19 protein-coding genes are annotated in these 15,277 nt (G+C 72.8%); 2 read left to right on the top strand and 17 right to left on the bottom strand.

Going from position 1 to position 15,277, the window contains the following annotated elements; all coding sequences use genetic code 11:
• Positions 1 to 10: 10 nt before the first annotated feature.
• The 6 genes from ACBJ59_RS52860 to ACBJ59_RS52835 all read right to left on the bottom strand — a co-directional run bounded on the left by ACBJ59_RS52860 (position 11) and on the right by ACBJ59_RS52835 (position 5,102).
• Positions 11 to 1,009, bottom strand: coding sequence for a Ppx/GppA phosphatase family protein (locus ACBJ59_RS52860; RefSeq protein WP_375117566.1), 999 nt, complete (start codon positions 1,007 to 1,009; stop codon positions 11 to 13).
• 94 nt (positions 1,010 to 1,103) lie between these two features.
• A complete protein-coding gene (locus ACBJ59_RS52855; protein WP_375117565.1) occupies positions 1,104 to 1,904 on the bottom strand; it encodes a cytochrome c oxidase assembly protein in 801 nt (266 codons plus the stop codon).
• A complete protein-coding gene (locus ACBJ59_RS52850) occupies positions 1,901 to 2,416 on the bottom strand; it encodes a DUF2243 domain-containing protein (RefSeq protein ID WP_375117564.1) in 516 nt (171 codons plus the stop codon). The genes ACBJ59_RS52855 and ACBJ59_RS52850 overlap by 4 nt, the downstream gene beginning before the upstream one ends.
• Positions 2,417 to 2,418: 2 nt before the next feature.
• The gene (locus ACBJ59_RS52845) at positions 2,419 to 2,973 is read right to left on the bottom strand and encodes a hemerythrin domain-containing protein (protein WP_375117563.1); all 555 of its coding nucleotides are present in this window, start codon (positions 2,971 to 2,973) and stop codon (positions 2,419 to 2,421) included.
• A gap of 468 nt (positions 2,974 to 3,441) precedes the next feature.
• Positions 3,442 to 4,626 (bottom strand): MalY/PatB family protein, encoded by a 1,185-nt coding sequence (locus ACBJ59_RS52840; protein WP_375117562.1) that lies wholly within the window; start codon positions 4,624 to 4,626, stop codon positions 3,442 to 3,444.
• Positions 4,623 to 5,102 carry a DUF664 domain-containing protein gene (locus ACBJ59_RS52835; RefSeq protein ID WP_375117561.1) on the bottom strand — a complete coding sequence of 160 codons (480 nt, stop codon included), beginning with the start codon at positions 5,100 to 5,102 and terminating at the stop codon, positions 4,623 to 4,625. Before ACBJ59_RS52835 ends, ACBJ59_RS52840 begins: the two co-directional genes overlap by 4 nt.
• Positions 5,103 to 5,180: 78 nt before the next feature.
• Here ACBJ59_RS52835 and ACBJ59_RS52830 point away from each other — a divergent pair, with 78 nt between their 5' ends.
• Positions 5,181 to 5,741 (top strand): CGNR zinc finger domain-containing protein, encoded by a 561-nt coding sequence (locus ACBJ59_RS52830; protein WP_375117560.1) that lies wholly within the window; start codon positions 5,181 to 5,183, stop codon positions 5,739 to 5,741.
• A 145-nt stretch (positions 5,742 to 5,886) separates the two neighbouring features.
• Here the strand turns inward: ACBJ59_RS52830 and ACBJ59_RS52825 are convergent, their stop codons facing one another.
• Positions 5,887 to 6,966: a flavin-containing monooxygenase gene (locus ACBJ59_RS52825; protein ID WP_375117559.1), complete on the bottom strand. Its 1,080-nt coding sequence runs from the start codon at positions 6,964 to 6,966 to the stop codon at positions 5,887 to 5,889.
• A 65-nt stretch (positions 6,967 to 7,031) separates the two neighbouring features.
• On the opposite strand from ACBJ59_RS52825, the gene ACBJ59_RS52820 reads away from it, so the two are divergent.
• Positions 7,032 to 7,367, top strand: coding sequence for an ArsR/SmtB family transcription factor (locus ACBJ59_RS52820; RefSeq protein ID WP_375117558.1), 336 nt, complete (start codon positions 7,032 to 7,034; stop codon positions 7,365 to 7,367).
• Between the two features lie 30 nt (positions 7,368 to 7,397).
• Here ACBJ59_RS52820 and ACBJ59_RS52815 read toward each other — a convergent pair whose 3' ends face one another.
• The 10 genes from ACBJ59_RS52815 to ACBJ59_RS52770 all read right to left on the bottom strand — a co-directional run bounded on the left by ACBJ59_RS52815 (position 7,398) and on the right by ACBJ59_RS52770 (position 15,269).
• On the bottom strand, positions 7,398 to 8,669 hold the full coding sequence (locus ACBJ59_RS52815) for a M28 family peptidase (RefSeq protein ID WP_375117557.1): 1,272 nt from the start codon (positions 8,667 to 8,669) through the stop codon (positions 7,398 to 7,400).
• On the bottom strand, positions 8,666 to 8,923 hold the full coding sequence (locus ACBJ59_RS52810) for a hypothetical protein (protein WP_375117556.1): 258 nt from the start codon (positions 8,921 to 8,923) through the stop codon (positions 8,666 to 8,668). Before ACBJ59_RS52810 ends, ACBJ59_RS52815 begins: the two co-directional genes overlap by 4 nt.
• 109 nt (positions 8,924 to 9,032) lie before the next feature.
• Positions 9,033 to 10,064 carry an ArsO family NAD(P)H-dependent flavin-containing monooxygenase gene (locus ACBJ59_RS52805; protein ID WP_375117555.1) on the bottom strand — a complete coding sequence of 344 codons (1,032 nt, stop codon included), beginning with the start codon at positions 10,062 to 10,064 and terminating at the stop codon, positions 9,033 to 9,035.
• Complete coding sequence (locus ACBJ59_RS52800; RefSeq protein WP_375117554.1) at positions 10,061 to 10,438, bottom strand: metalloregulator ArsR/SmtB family transcription factor; 378 nt, start codon at positions 10,436 to 10,438, stop codon at positions 10,061 to 10,063. The genes ACBJ59_RS52805 and ACBJ59_RS52800 overlap by 4 nt, the downstream gene beginning before the upstream one ends.
• A 31-nt stretch (positions 10,439 to 10,469) precedes the next feature.
• Positions 10,470 to 11,708, bottom strand: a complete 1,239-nt coding sequence (locus tag ACBJ59_RS52795) for an MFS transporter (protein ID WP_375117553.1) — start codon at positions 11,706 to 11,708, stop codon at positions 10,470 to 10,472.
• Entirely contained in the window at positions 11,705 to 11,968 is a 264-nt protein-coding gene (locus tag ACBJ59_RS52790; RefSeq protein WP_375117552.1) for a hypothetical protein, read from the bottom strand. The genes ACBJ59_RS52795 and ACBJ59_RS52790 overlap by 4 nt, the downstream gene beginning before the upstream one ends.
• A 14-nt stretch (positions 11,969 to 11,982) precedes the next feature.
• Positions 11,983 to 13,392 carry an FAD-dependent oxidoreductase gene (locus ACBJ59_RS52785; RefSeq protein ID WP_375117551.1) on the bottom strand — a complete coding sequence of 470 codons (1,410 nt, stop codon included), beginning with the start codon at positions 13,390 to 13,392 and terminating at the stop codon, positions 11,983 to 11,985.
• 43 nt (positions 13,393 to 13,435) lie between these two features.
• On the bottom strand, positions 13,436 to 13,573 hold the full coding sequence (locus tag ACBJ59_RS52780) for a hypothetical protein (RefSeq protein WP_375117550.1): 138 nt from the start codon (positions 13,571 to 13,573) through the stop codon (positions 13,436 to 13,438).
• A 122-nt stretch (positions 13,574 to 13,695) separates the two neighbouring features.
• Positions 13,696 to 14,925, bottom strand: coding sequence for a GNAT family N-acetyltransferase (locus ACBJ59_RS52775; RefSeq protein ID WP_375117549.1), 1,230 nt, complete (start codon positions 14,923 to 14,925; stop codon positions 13,696 to 13,698).
• An 11-nt stretch (positions 14,926 to 14,936) separates the two neighbouring features.
• Positions 14,937 to 15,269 carry an ArsR/SmtB family transcription factor gene (locus ACBJ59_RS52770; RefSeq protein ID WP_375117548.1) on the bottom strand — a complete coding sequence of 111 codons (333 nt, stop codon included), beginning with the start codon at positions 15,267 to 15,269 and terminating at the stop codon, positions 14,937 to 14,939.
• Positions 15,270 to 15,277 lie beyond the last annotated feature (8 nt).

The raw sequence follows: 15,277 nt of genomic DNA, 5'->3' as shown, positions 1-15,277 counted from the left end.
ATCGTCCGGGTCAGGCGCTCTGGCTCTGGATCGCGGCCAGATGCCGGGTGCGCCGGGCCGAGTGGTGGAGCTGGTCCAGCAGGATGCCCTCGCGCAGCGCCCAGGGGCAGATGCGCACGCGCGGCAGGTCGAGAGCGGCCAGGGTGGCGTCGGCGACGATGGCCCCGGCGAGGATCTGCCGGGCGCGGGGGGCCGAGACGCCGGGAAGCTGCGCGCGTTGCTCGGGCGTCCGGCCGGCGAGGAGTTCGATGGCTTCGCGCAGGTCGTCGCGGCGGAGCTCGCGGGTGGCTTGGGGCCCGGCCTTGGCCTTCGGCGCCCCGCACAGGCGGGCGAGCTGGTAGAACGTCCTGGACGTGGCGACCGCGGTGGCCTGGCCGATGCGGTGCCTGGCGGACATGTCGCCCACGCTCCTGGCGAGCACGGACTCCACGTGCTCGCGCAGCCGCCGGCGGTGCTTCTTCTTCACCCGGTCGGGGTCCGGCAGGCGGTGGCGGGTCAGCCGTCCGGCTCCCAGGGGGAGGGACAGCGCCAGTTCGGGCGTTTCGCCGGTGCCGTAGGCGAGCTCCATGGATCCGCCGCCGATGTCGGCCAGCAGGATCGGGCCGGCGGACCAGCCGTACCAGTGCCGTACGGCCAGGAACGTCAGCCGGGCCTCCTGCACCGCGTCCAGGTAGCCGACGCGGACACCGGTGGCGGCTTGGATCTCCGCCAGGATCGGTTCGCGGTTGGCGGCGTCGCGGACCGCGGAGGTGGCGAACGGCAGCAGCCGGTGCACCCGATGATGCGCCGCGACCGCGACGGCCTCGCCGACGGCCTCGGTCAGCCGGTCGATCGCCGCCCGCCCGATGACGCCCTCCCGGCTGATCTCCTCGGCCAGCCGGATCTGGCGCTTCAGCGTCGCCACCGGCAGTGGCGGGTGGCCCGCCGTGACATCGGTGATGCGCAGATGAGCGGCGTTGGAACCGATGTCGAGCACGCCTAATCGCATGACCAGGTCGCTACCCGTCACGGGCGAGATCAATCTCCGGGATCGTGCCCGTACGGTGGCCGCTGCCGGTTCCCCGCCAGGCCGGCCGCGATCAGCATCTTGGCCGGCGTGGGCGTCACCCGCATCGGTCGTCCGCCCCGCGACCGCCGACGGCGACCGCGGCCCTCGGGGACGTCACGTTGCGCCGTACGTTTCTCGCGGGCTTCCAGCCGAGCGTGAGGGCCACGGCGAGCAGGAGCTCGGCCAGGTCGCCGCCGTAGTACATGATCTCGGCCGCGCCGCGCCGCTGCTCCTCCGGCACGGGCAGGTCCACTCCGATCCCGGCGTACATCAGCTGGGACAGCCCGGCGTGCACGGCGATCGCCACGCCGAGCACCACCAGCCGGGCCGGCACCGGCGGGCGGCGGGGCGCGGGGTCGGGCCCGGCGATCACCCAGGCGAACAGGTAACCGGACAGCAGGAAGTGCGCGTGGACGGCCAGGTGCAGCCAGCCGTTCGCGGTGGTGTGCCGGTAGAGCGGGGTGCCGTACAGGACCACCATGCCGCCTGCGCTCAGCACCAGCGCCGTGACCGGGTTGGCCACGGCGTGCACGGCACGGCGGCGCAGCAGCGCGCCCAGGCGGCGGGCGCGGGCGGCGGGCAGGGCGCGCAGCAGCAGGGTCATCGGCGCGCCGAGCACCAGGCACAGGGGTGCCAGCATGCCGATGAGCAGGTGCTGCAGCATGTGGCCGCGGAAGTCGGTCGCGGCCAGCGCGGCGATCGGCCCCGTCGTGGCGGCGGCCAGCAGCGCCAGGCCGGTCAGGAACGCCGCCGCGCGCCACCGCCCGGGCTTCCCGTACGCCGCCAGCGTCAGGTAGCCGGCCGCCACCACGGCGATCACCAGCAAGGCCGGTGCCGTGCCGCCGTGGTGCGTCATGCGGCCGGCTCCTCGTCCCGGCACAGGTCGAGCCGTCCGCCGGTACGCTGCAACGCCCAGCCGCCGATGACGAGAATCGCGCCGAGGAGCAGGAAACCGAGGTCCCACCACAGCTGGTACGGCCCGGTGCGGACGTGGTGGATGCCCAGCAGGTGGTGGTCGATCACGCCCTCCACCAGGTTGAACAGCCCCCACCCGACGAGGATCCAGCCCCACAACGTCCGGGAGCGCCACACCCGCCCGCGTGAGGTGGTGACGCGGGAGTAGAGCAGCCCGAGCCCGACCAGCACCGCCAGCCAGGTGAAGGTGTGGAACAGCCCGTCCCACAGCGTGTTCATGCGCAGCCCGGGCACGGTGTCGGCCGGGTAGTAGCGCACGCCGATGTTGTCGGTGTCGGTGCTGCTCAGCATGTGGTGCCACTGCAGGAGCTGGTGCAGCAGGATGCCGTCGACGAAGCCGCCCAGCCCGACCCCCAGGATCGTGCCGGGCAGCCCAATTCCGCGGGTGGTCATGGTCAGGGGTTCTTGCCCATGGCCTGGCGGATGGCGTCGCGGACCCGGTCCATCATGGCGATGGGTGTGCCGGCCAGGAGGTTCTTGGTGGCGGTTTCGGTGCCGGGGTGGGGGTGGGTGGGTGCCATGGCTTCGGCGGCTTTGACGCCGGCGGCCATGGTGCGGCGTTCGGCTTGGCTGGTGTGGCCGCGGAGTTGGGTGAATTCGTAGCGTTCTTCGCTGCGGGCGTGTGCTTCTACGGCGGTGCGCAGCATGGCGAGGTTGGCGGCGAAGTCGGGGGCGTCGGGGCCGGCCTGGTCCATTTGGGAGAGGAGTTGCTTGGCCTGGTTCTCTTCGGTGAGCCGGTCGTCGACGACTCCGTCGCCGCCGTCGATGGTGCGGCGGGCGTAGGGGTGGACGATTTCCTCTTCGGCGGTTTCGTGGACGGCCAGGAGGCGGACGAGTCGGGTGAATGCTTCGGCGCGTTGGTCGGTGGGTGCTTGTTCGACTTCGTCGAACAGGTCTCTGATCATGGCGTGCTGGGCCAGGAGCAGGTCGATGACGTCGGTTTCGCCCATGGTCTCCGGGGCTGTTCTGGTCATGGATGCCCTCCTTCGGGTACGGGCGTGGCCTACCCGGCGGGGCGACCGGCACGCGCGCGTGGGTGAAGGGCAGCCGGGATCCTTACGGAATCCGGAATTTCCCGGGGAGAGCGTGCGCGGGTCGAGCCGCCGGGCCGGACTCGACGGCCTCCACCAGGTCACGATCGGAGCGATGCGCACCGCATCTCGGCCGCGACCTGCCCTGTGCCCTCCCTGCTTCAGGAGCAGTCGGCCGCCAGACTGCTGAAGGGTGAGGAATTCAACCGGGCGCCGGCAGAGGCGCGCAAGGACCCGAGGACTACGGCAACGACGACCTTGACGAGATCATCGGGATGGCCTTCAAGAACGTCGATCCGTACGACAGGACAGCTTGGGGGTGAACCTCCTCATCCAGGGCCCTTGCCGGACGTGCGGAAGGCCGGCTGCCCATGCCGGTCTCGCGGATCACTTCAGGGCGGTCGCGACGCGGTCGAGGATCTCCGCGAGGTTGGCCGGGCTGGTGGCGAAGTTGAGCCGGGCGAACGCCGCGGTGTCCACCTCCGTGTGCTGCGAGAACTCGGCTCCTTCGCTGAGTTTGACCCTCGCCAACCGTTCCAGGTGGCCGGCGGGCGACCCGCCCCCGATCGGGCTCCGGCTGAAGTCGAGCCAGCTCAGGTACGTCCCCTGCGGCGAGTGGTAACCCAGGTCCCATGGCAGCGCCGCCGCCCATTCCTCGATCAGGCGCCGGTTGCGCACGAGAGCGTCCGACAGGTCCGCCAGCCAGGCGTCGGACCGGTGCCAGGCGGCCACGGTGGCGACCCGGCTGAGGATGCTCGGCGTACCGAAGAAGTCGAGCGGAGCCTGGTCGAGCGCGTCGTGCAGCCGGTCCGGGCCGATGTGCGCGACGGCGCAGCGGAGCCCGGCCAGGTTGAACGCCTTCGTCGCCGAGGTCGCCGTGACCGTGCGTGCGGCGGCCATGGCGATCGAGGCGAACGGCACGTGCCGGTGCGGGGCGAACACGAGATCGGCGTGGATCTCGTCGGCCAGCACCGGCAGGTCCAGCTCCTCGGCCGCCGTGGCGAGGGGGAGCAGCTCCGCGGGCGTGAGCACGCGGCCGGTCGGGTTGTGCGGGTTGACGACCACGAGCAGGCGGCAGCGCTGAGCTCGCAGGTGCTCAGTGAGCCCGTCGGCCGGGACCTGCCATCCTGTCTCGTCGCGGGTCACGGGCAGCGGTACGATCCGGCGCCCCGCCCGGACGATGCTGGCCAGGAACGGCGGGTACGCGGGGACGTGGACGGCGACACCGTCACCCGGCTCGGTGGCGTACTCGATGACGACCTGGAGGATCTGCAGCAGGTCGCTGAACACCCGGGTCCGCTCGCGCCGCGGACGCCATCCGTGACGGGCGAGCATGCGCTCCTCGAACGCCTCGACCACCGGGTCCTCTCCCCGCCAGTACGGGTAGCCGAAGTCCGCCTGCCGCGTGGTGCGCAGGATGCTCTCCTGCACGGCGGGCGGGATGCCGAAGTCCATGTCGGCGACCCAGGCCCCGATGGTGTCCCGAGGCAGGGAACCCCATTTGACGCCGTGTCCCGAGCGCAGCCGTTCGACGTCGATGGTCTCGAACGGGCCGGCGGGCGGGCGGTTCACGGGCGCTGCCCTGCGGGCCGGCCGGCGAGGATGGCGTCGCGCAGGATCTCCATCTGGCCGTGGTGCTGCGCGAGCTCCTCGTAGACGTGCAGCAGCGCCGATCCCTGGGTCAGCTCGCGGTCGGGTCCGAGGAAGGCCGCGGGCGGCGCATCGCGCAGCCGGGCTCCGGGTACGGCCGCGCGTACGTCGTCGGCCAGCCGGCCCCGTACCGTCGCGACCTCGTCCAGCAGCGGGCCGACCGGGCCGGCGCCGGCGAACTCGGCGTCGCGGTCGCGGGTGACCTCGCGTCCGGCCACGAGCTGCCCAGCCCAGTACGACACCACTCCCAGGCAGTGCGCGAGCAGCGCGTACGGCGAGTTGGCGCCGGGAAAGGGCGGCCTGGCGTTGGCGAGCTGGTCGCCGAGGCCGGCGACGATGCCGGCCATCCCGTTGAGGGCGCGGTCGACGTAGTAGAGGTAGTCGTCTTCGGTGATCACACATGGCTCCCGATGTAACCGGCTGAGCAGGTGTACAGAAGATTGCAGCAGCCGTATGTAACCTGTCAAGATGGTGTCGTGAGTTTCGTCTTCGTCAGCGGCAACCTCGCCCTCGACTTCGCGGGCACGCTCAAGTGGCGGCGCACCCGTCCGGAGGAGCTCCTGGCCACCCCCGCGGACCTCGGCCGATGGGCCGTGGCGGCCGGGGTGACGAGCGCGGAGCCGGCCGTCGGCGCCGCCGACCTGCGGTGGCTGTGCATGCTGCGGGAGGCCGTCTACCGGCTGGTGACGTGCGCCATGGACGGCCGGCCCTGGCCGGAGGGCGATCTGCGCGCCGTCAACGAGGCCGCGGCGGAGGCGCCGCCGCGGGTGCGGCTGACCCCTGGCGGGCTCGTACGCTCCGGAGGCGCGGGCGCGATCGCGTCCAGCGTGGCCCGATCCGCGGCCGAGCTGCTCGGAGAGCTCACCGAGCAGCCCGGCGGGCTGCGCATCCGTGAATGCGCGCTGGAGGAATGCACGCGGATCTTCATCGACCGCTCCCGGGGCGGCAATCGCCAGTGGTGCGGCATGGAGGAATGCGGTAACCGCGTCAAGGTGGCGAACTACCGCTCCCGCAGAAGCGGGACCACCCGCGGCTGAAGCGGCGTCAGGGGTTCCCCACGGTCACCGGCTGCCGTGGCGCGGACGTCCGTGGAGGCTTCCAGTAGGTCGGTGGAGTCCCCTGTAGCTCAGCGTCGTGCCGGACGGCGCGCACGCGGCCGGCAGGAGCGGTGCGGGGCCCGGGTCACAGGCCATAGGGGGCCAGGGTGCCGCCGGCGTACGCGGCGATCGGCGCGGTGACGTGCCGGGCGTCGCGGTGGACGCCGCGCAGGGTGTTGGAGGCGAACGAACGCTGGAACTCCACCCCGACGTAACCGAGCCCGAGGTGAGTGGTGGAGACGCCGCCGTCGTGCAGCGGCAGGCCGTCCTCGCCGAGCGCGCCGAGCGGATGGAGGTAGCCCAGGTCGGGGCGGTAGCCGGTGGCGAAGATGACGGTGTCGACATGCTCGCGCTCGCCGTCTGACCACAGGATCCGGTCGCCCTCGAAGGCGGTGAACAGGGGGCGGCGGTCCATCCGGCCGTCGGCCAGGGCGGCGGCGTGGTCGCCGGTGTCCAGGACCAGGGTGCCGCCGCCCGCGCGGGCGGCGATCTGGGCCAGCCAGTACGGCGGCAGGTCGTCGAAGCCGGTGGTGGTGTGCCAGTGGTGGACGTCCTGGCCGGCGATGAACTGGGGCATGAAGGCGATCGGGTGGCGGGTGGCCAGGGTGACCGTGGCCACCTCGGCGAGCTCGTAGCCGACCTGGACGGCGGAGTTGCCGCCGCCGCCGACGACGACGCGCCGGCCCGCGTAGTGCTTGGGGTTGCGGTAGTCGGCCACGTGCAGCAGCTGGCCGGCGAAGGTGTCCTGGCCGGGCAGCTGCGGGAGGTACGGGTTGCCGAACGAGCCGCTGGCCGCCACCACCCCCTTCGTGCGCAGGGTGTCGCCGTCGGCGGTGTGGACGAGGAAGCCGCCCGCGCCGTCGCCCTCGACGGCGCTCACCCGGGTGCGGGTGCGGATGTCGACGTCGAGGCTGTCGGCGTAGCGCCGCAGGTATGCCACGACCTCGTCACGGGTGGGGTAGTGGTCGGGGTCGCCAGGGAACTGCTGGCCGCCGAGGGTGCTGTGGCGGGCGGGGGAGAAGAGGGTGAGGCTGTCGTAGTAGTCGGCCCAGGAGCCGGTGGGGTGCTCGCCGGCTTCGAGGACGACGGGGCGGAGTCCGGCGGTGCGCAGGCAGTGTGCGGCGGCGAGGCCGGACTGGCCGCCGCCGATGACGATGGTGTCCATGCCGCCAGATCATATCGTCACATCCAGAAAACACAATATGATGGTGGTGGGGTGATGCTATGACCATGACGTCCACTTCCATCGAGCTGAGCGACGAGGCGCGCGGCTTCCTCAAGGCGATGGCCAGCGAGACCCGCCAGCGGATCATGGAGCTGTTCGCCGGCGGGATCGAGCTGACCGTCAACGAGGTGGCCGAGCGCATGTCCCTCGCCCAGTCCGCCACCTCGACTCATCTGGCCACGCTGCGCGACGGCGGCGTGCTGAGCTCGCGGCGCGAGTGGAAGACCGTCTACTACCGCGCCGACTCCGCGCGGATCGGCAAGGCGCTGTCCGACCTGCAGGCGACCCTCCAGGCCTGCTGCCCGCCCGACGACTGCGCACCCGGCGCCTCCTGTAGCTGATCCACGCCGGCAGTGCCTGCCACCTGGCCGTCACACGGCTGTACCGTCCTGGGTGGCCGGGCGAGCCAGCCGGCTGACGGTGGCGAGGAGCAGGCGGGCCGCTGTCATGAGCGTGCCTGCTTCGACGCGGTCGGGGGTCTCGGCCGGGGTTTGGTAGCCGGGCATGCCCATGCCGATGCCGATCGCGGCGAGGCCGGCGGCGGCGTAACGGCGGTTGTCCGAGGCCATCGCGCCCGCCCGTAGGGGCACGCCGGTCAGGCGGGCCGCCTGGTCCAGGGATGCGAGAAGGGCATGGGCGGGACCGCCCGCCTCGACCGAGGCGGCCTGGTGCAGTTGCGCCGCCCCGTCCATGTTGATCACCAGCGTGTCCGCCGGCACGGTCGCGGCGTGGTGCGCGGATCCCCATGCGCCGGCCTCCTCGCCGTCCAGCAGGGCGACGCGCACCTCGAGCGCGTCCGGGATGCCGGCCGCCACCAGCACGCGGGCCACCTCCAGGACGACGGCCACGCCCGAGGCGTTGTCGGCGGCCGCCGGCAGGCGGCGCTCCGGATCGTCGCCGACGCCGTCGAAGTGCGCGGTCAGCAACACTCGCGTCAGCGCTGCGCCGGTGTCGGCGCGGGGACGGGCGGCCGGCAGGCGCCCCTCGACGTTGACGCCGTCGGCGGCGACCACCCGCATGGGCATGGACGCCGTCACGTGCGCCGGGCCCCGGCCGAGCGCCTCGGCGAGGTGCTGGTGCAGCTCGGTGCGCAACGCCAGGATCGGCACGGGTCGAACGGGTGGCCCGGCGATCATCTTGGGCATCCAGCCGTCGGCGTCCGTGCCGCGCGCGGTGATGACCCCGGCCGCCTGGCGGGCTGCGGCTCGTTCACATGCCTGCGTCAGGTCCCCGGCCGTGGCCAGCACCCACCGGCCGCGCAGGTCCGCATCTCCGGCCGCAGCCACGGGCGCGGTGCGTGCCACGGACAGCTCGGCCGAAGCGAGGTGCTCGACGAAGTCGCGGCGATGCTCCAGGGGGCGCACCTTCCCCTCGACGTTCCATCGCATGACCGGTGTCCCGTACAGCTCACGCACGCCGGAGACGGGAAAGCCGGTCAGCTCGACTTCGGCGCCCAGCTCGCGCAGCTCGCCGGCGAGCCAGGTGGCGGCGGCTCGGCCGCCGGGCGTGCCCACCCGCCGCCCGCTGTAGCGATCGGCGGCGAGCTCCCGCACGGTGGCCAGCATGCGCCCGGTGGACAGCTGCTCCAGGGCCGCCGCCGGCACCGGCGCGGTGCGCGCCGGTGCCGGGTCGGTGGACGTCATCCGCAGCATCCCCCGGCACCGGCGGTCACCGGCTCCTGGCCGGGGCTCGGCGCCTCGCCGCAGCAGCCGCCCTGGCTCGTCGGCGCGGCGGGTGCCGGGCTGCTGCCGCAGCAGGCCGTGGCCACCGTGGTGGCACCGGCTTCCGCGGGTGTGGCAGCCTGCGTGGCAGGAGCGCCGCAACAGCCTCCGGCGGCGGCCGGGGCGAACGCCTCGTCAGGGCTGCCGATGAATCCGCCGGGCGTCTCGTTCGTCATCGTGATCCTCCACCTCGATGATTAGATGAATATCTAAACAGGGGTCATGTTCCCATGCTGCTTTGAAGTTCGTCAAGATAGAGGCTGATCTAATTAACGTGCGGATCGGCTACGGGGTTGCCGCCAGGATCTCGGTGACGGCGTTCCTGGCGGTACGGCTCGCGCCGATCAGGGTGGCGGAGGCCGGGCCGGTCCAGTCGCCGTAGCCGAGCAGGTGCAGGCGGGGTTCGCCGGCGGCGCGGGTGCCCTCGACCGGGATGAGCCCGCCCGGGCCGCGCAGCCGTAGTGGCGCCAGGTGGCCCAGGGCGGGGCGGAAGCCGGTGCACCAGATGATCGCGTCGCAGTCGAGGCTGGTGCCGTCCGCCCAGGTGACGCCGGTGGTGGTGATGTGGTCGAACATCGGCTGGGCCTTGAGGACGCCGCGGTCGCGGGCCTCGCGCACGGACGGGACGGCCACGATGTCCCCCAGGGAGCCGACGCCGCCGGCGGTCCGGGCCAGGGCGAACAGGGCCCGCCCGTCGATCTCGTCGGGCAGCAGGCGGGGCGGGCGCAGGGTGACCCAGGTGGTGTCGGCGACGGTGGAGGCCTCGGCCAGGATCTGCGCCGCGGAGTTCGCACCGCCGACGACCACGACCCGCCGGCCGTGGAAGGGCTCGGGGCCGCGGTAGTTCACGGTGTGCAGCTGCTGTCCGCGGAAGTCCGCGAGGCCGGGGTAGTGCGGGACGTAGGGGCGCGACCAGGTGCCGGTGGCGCTGATCACGTGGCGGGCCTGCCAGGTGCCGGCGTCGGTGTCGACCAGCAGCCGCTCCTCGCCGCGGCGTACGGCACGCGCGGTCGCCGGCCGGACGATCGGCAGCTGGTAGCGCTGTTCGTAGTCGGCGAGGTAGGCCACCGTGTCGGCGGCGCCGGGGTAGCCGCCGCCGGGCGGCACGGGCATCATCCGGCCGGGCAGGGAGCTGTACTGGGCGGGGGAGAACAGCCGTAGCGACGGCCAGGCGTGCCGCCACGCCCCACCGGGCTCATCCTGGGCGTCGAGGACGGCGAAGTCGGCGCGGGCGCGGCGCAGGTGGTAGCCGGCGGCCAGGCCCGCCTGGCCGCCCCCGATCACCAGGACATCGACAGCACGTGGACCTTCGGTCATACGCCGATGAGCTCGACGTCCACCGGCTGGGCGGGCGCGGGGTCGGTGAGCGGAGCGAACAGGGCGCCCAGCTTGTTCACCGCCTCGGGGATGATGCGGTAGTAGACCCAGGTGCCGCGCCGCTCGCCGTCGATCAGCCCGGCGGTGCGCAGCACCTTGAGGTGGTGGGAGATCGTGGGCGCGGTCAGGTCGAAGGCGTCGGTCAGGTCGCACACGCACGCCTCGCCGCCGGCATGGGAGCCGATCATCGACAGCAGCCGCAACCGGACCGGGTCGGCGACCGCCTTGAGCATGCTGGCGAGCTCGGTGGCGGCGCCTTCGGTCAGCGGCTCACGCGCGATCGGCGCGCAACACTGGATGGTGACGGCGGTCATCCGAAACCCCTTACTTCGACAAGGGTCTAAATTATATGCGGTGGTAGGCCACCAGCGCGCACGCCGCGATCACGCAGGCGGCGGCCACCGCGCCCATCACCCAGCCGTAGCCGGCCGCCTGCGCGAGCGCGACCGCGCCGAGCGGGGCCAGGGCCTTGTCGGCGACGGAGAAGACGGCGACGCGGCCGGCCAGGCTGGCGTAGGCGGCGGTGCCGTAGCGTTCGACCAGCAGGTGCGGCAGGGTGATGGAGGCGATGCCGAAGCCGAGCCCGAACAGCAGCACCGCGCCGATCGCGCCCGCCACGCTGCGACCGGTCAGCGGCAGCAGCAGCACGGCCACCCCTTGCAGGGCGAAGATCGCGGCGGCGATGAGGGCGGCGGGCAACCGGGTCTGCAGGCCGGTGGTGATCAGCCTTCCGGTCACCGACAACACCCCCAGCAGCCCGGCCAGGGTGGCGGCCAGGACGGGCGAGTGGCCGAGGTGAACCAGGTAGGTGATGAGCAGCACCGCCATCACGGCGACCGCGCCGCCGTTGGCGGTGAAGGCGACCACCAGCAGCCAGAACGGCCGCCTGCGGGTGGCCGCCTTGACGATCCCGGCCCGCTCCTCGGCCGCGGCGGACGCCCGCGCCCTGCCCTTGGCCGGGTGGCGCCGTACGGCGAGGGCGTGCAGCGGGATCGCCGCCACCCCGTAGATCAGCGCGAGGACCACCAGCGCCGTGCGCCAGCCGTGGTGGTCGACGAGCAGACCGGTGAGAGGCAGGAAGATCGAGGAGGCGAACCCGGCCACGATGGTGAGCGCCAGCAGCCCGTTCGCCCGGCCGCGCTCGTTGCCGGCGTGGATCGCGACGATGACGGCGAAGGCGGCCTCGTACAGCACCATCGAGCAGGCGATGCCGATGGCGGCGAACACCGCGTACAGCTGCGGCAGGCTCTCCACCCGCGACCAGGCCAGCACCGCCGCGGTGCCCAGCAGCGACCCGGCCGTCATCAGAGCGCGCCCGCCATGGGCGTCCAGCCGGCGGCCGACCAGCGGCGCGCACACCGCGGCGATCAGGACGGACAACGTGAGCGCGGCGGCGATCTGCGCGTCGGTGGCGTGCAGGTCGCGGGCCATGGGGGCGAGGAAGACGGAGAAGGCGTAGTAGAGCACGCCGTAGCCGATGGTCTGGGTGACGGCCAGCGCGGCCACGATCCGCCAGCCACGGACGGAATGCGGCGAACCGCCACCCTCGAGTTCGGGGGCGGCGGTCTCGGTGCTGGAACTCATGCCGGACACGCGATGAGTGCACGGCCCTCAGCCGTGGTCGCCCATCCGCCCGCACGGGTCTCGGCGATGAAGCCCTGGGCCCGCAGCCGCCGGGCGAGCGTTCCCGCCATCCGGGCGATCGCACGCGGGTGGCCGGGGTTGGTGCCGGGCCTGCGGGCCGCGACCAGCTCGTCGGCCGGCCGGAGGGCGGGCATCGGCTCATGGTCGCGGATGAGGCGCGGCGCCTCCTTCTGCGCGGCGGTGGGGTGGCCGTCGGACATCAGGGGCGTTCCTTTCAGCCGCAGCAGCCGCCGGTCCCGGTGGTGGCACCGACGGTGGCGAGGGGGAGCGGGGTGGACAGCAGGCCGCCGCTGATGCCGGTGGCCAGGCCGACGCGCTGCTCCTGGGCCTCGGCGAGGTTGGAGGAGCACACGCCGGTCTCGGGCAGGTCGAGCTGCACGTCCCGGGCCGCATCCCAGTCCCCGGCCAGCGCCGCCACGACCGAGCGGACCTGCTCGTAGCCGGTGGCCATGAGGAACGTGGGGGCGCGGCCGTAGCTCTTGACGCCGACCGCGTAGTAGCCGGGTTCGGGGTGGGCCAGCTCGTCCACGCCGTGCGCGGGGACGGTCCCGCAGGAGTGCTGGTTGGGGTCGATCAGCGGGGCGAGCGCGCGGGTGGAGCCGAGCACGGGGTCCAGATCCAGGCGCAGCTCGGAAGCGATGGAGTGGTCGGGCCGGTAGCCGGTCGCCGACACGATCTGATCCACCGTGACCGCCTGCTCGTGGCCGGACGGGTCACGGCTGACCACCTCGACGCCCTGGCCGGTGGCGTTCACCCGGTGGGTGAAGAAGCCGGTCAGCAGCCGGATCCGGCCGGAATCGACGTGGGCGCGCAGCCGGGTGCCGAGCGCGCCGCGGGCCGGGAGCGCGTCCGCCGCCCCGCCGCCATAGGTGCGGGTGGCGTTGCCGGCGCGGATCGCCCACGTGATCGGGGTGTTCTCCAGCTGGGCCAGGGCGAGCAGGGTGGTGGCGGCCGAGTGGCCCGCGCCGACCACCAGGACGTGCTTGCCCTCGTAGCGGTCGCGGTCGGCGCCGAACACGTCGGGCAGCGCGTGGTCGACGACCACCTCGTTCTCGCCGTGGGCGGGCAGACCGCCGGCACCCAGCACGTTCGGGCTGGTGTAGCTGCCGGAGGCGTCGATGACCGCGCGGGCCCGCAGCTCGGTGCCGTCGTCGAGACGGATCAGGAACGGGGCGTGCTCGCGACCGCCGGTGCGGACCCGGTCGTAGCCGAGCCGGCTGATCGCGCTGACGCGGGCACCGAGGCGCACCTTGTCGGCGAACAGCTTGGCCAGCGGGGCCAGGTAGTCGTCGATGAGCTCGGCACCGGTGGGCAGCCACTCGGGGTCCGGGGCACTCCAGCCGTCGGCCTCCAGCAGGCGGCGGGCGGTGGCGTCGATGTTGTACTTCCACGGGCTGAACACCCGCACGTGGCCCCACTGCGCGACCGACGCGCCGGCCTGCGCTCCGGCCTCCAGGACCAGGAAGTCCAGGCCCCGCTCGGCCAGGTGGGCGGCGGCGGCCAGCCCGGCCGGGCCGGCGCCGATCACGACGACCGGCAGAGCGCCGGCTTCGATCGCGGGCTGCTCCACCTGAAGGGAGGTGGCCTCAAGGGAAGTGGTGGTGCCGCAGCATCCGTCACTCATGATTACCTCGCTCGTATTCGGGTCGTCAGTGGTCGGTCGGTGGTCAGCGGAACATCAGGTACGTGGTGCGGGCGCGGTCGATGCGCACGCTCGCCCGGCAGGCGGAGTCGCAGACCTCGCCGTGGATCTCGTCGAAGGTGACGGTGTCGTCCCGGCGCAACCGGCGCAGTAGAGCGCGCATCGCGACCCCTCTTGTTTAGACGCTTTTCGAAGTAGTTGGAAGCATGCCCGACTGATTAGAGATTTGTCAAATTAGATGTCCGCCTAATCTGGGAGGAGGCGGGTGGGGCGTGATTCGGTGCCTCAGACTCCGCTGGCGCGGCTCCGCCGTTCGATGAGGACCACGTCGCGCCAGGTGCCGTGGTGGCGGCCGATGCGCTCGCGGGTGCCGACCACGCGGAAGCCGAGCGCCTGGTGCAGGGAGAGGCTGGCGGTGTTCTCCGGGAAGACGCCGGACTGGATGGTCCAGACGCCGGCGTCGTCGGCGGCGGCGATGAACGCGGTCAGCAGGGCCCGTCCGATGCCGTGGGCCTGGCAGCCGGGGTGGACGTAGACGCTGTGCTCCACGACCCCGGCGTAGACGGGCCGGGTGGACACGGCCGAGGCGGCGATCCAGCCGACGACCTCGCCGGTCTCGCTGTCGACGGCCACGTAGCGCAGGTGCGGCAGCTTGCCCGCGGCGAAGCCCTCCCAGCTCGGTGCGGTGGTCTCGAAGCTGGCCTGGCCGGTGTCGAGGCCGGCCTGGTAGATGGCCAGGACCTGGGCGGCGTCGGCGTCGCGCATGGGGCGGATCTCCAGGCCCGGGCCGACGGCGGGCTTGGTGGCCCGGACGATGGCGGAGTGCACCCCGTCTCCGTGGTCGGCGGTGAGCGTGATGCGCAGGCCGGTGAACCCGGCCGCCCGCAGCAGCGAGCGGTAGTCGGCCACGGACAGGGCTCCGGCCGCGCACCCCACGCGCTGCTCGACCGCCGCCCGCCGCTCGGGCGCGACCTCGCCGTCCGTGACGACGTCGCTGACGCCGAACCGGCCGCCCGGCCGCAGCACCCGGAACGCCTCCGCCAGCGCTGCGGCCTTGTCGTCCGACAGGTTGATCACGCAGTTGGAGATGACCGCGTCCACCGCGTGCGCGGGCAGGGGGATGCGCTCGATGCTGCCGTGCAGGAACCGGACGTTGGTGACGCCGGCCTCCCGGGCGTTGCGTCGCGCGAGGCGCAGCATGTCGTCACTGGCGTCCAGCCCGTACGCGGTGCCGTACGGACCCACCCGGCGGGCCGACAGCAGCACGTCGATGCCGCCGCCCGAGCCCAGATCGAGCACCGTCTCGCCGGGCCGCAGCTCCGCCACGGCGACCGGGTTCCCGCAGCCCAGGCTGGCCCGGACCGCCCCCTCGGGCAGCGCGGAGGTGTCGTCGTACCCCGCCGCGCCGAAGCCTCCCTGCTCGAAGGCGTCGGCTCCGCAGTCCGTGATGCGTTCGCCGCCGGCGGCGGCCCGTGCCAGGCCGGAGTACAGATCGATGATCTCGTCGTGTGCCATGGCGGGTCTCCTCAGTCGCATTTCGGTGCGGGTACGGGCTTGCCCATGACCACGTCGGCCGCGGTTGGGAACGAGCTCACGCAGTTGTCGTTGATCCGGTACAGGCTGGAGGTGCCCTGCCGTTCCACCAGGACGAACCGCACCTCGGCGAGGATCTTCAAGTGGTGTGACACGGTCGACTGGCCCACGCCCGAGGCGGCGACGATCTCGCCGACGGTCATCGGGGAGCGCTGCCTGGCCAGCAACGACACGATCTGGATGCGGGTGGCGTCGGCGAGCGCCTTGAACCAGCTCGCGTACTCCTCGGCCTCGGCCCGGTCCAGCGGGGTAGCTGAGATATCCATCGACAATC

The sequence above is a fragment of the Nonomuraea sp. MTCD27 genome (assembly GCF_041950495.1).
Taxonomy (GTDB): Bacteria; Actinomycetota; Actinomycetes; order Streptosporangiales; family Streptosporangiaceae; genus Nonomuraea.
Note: the sequence above shows the minus strand (reverse complement) of the source record. Positions and strands in the feature narration are given on the sequence as shown.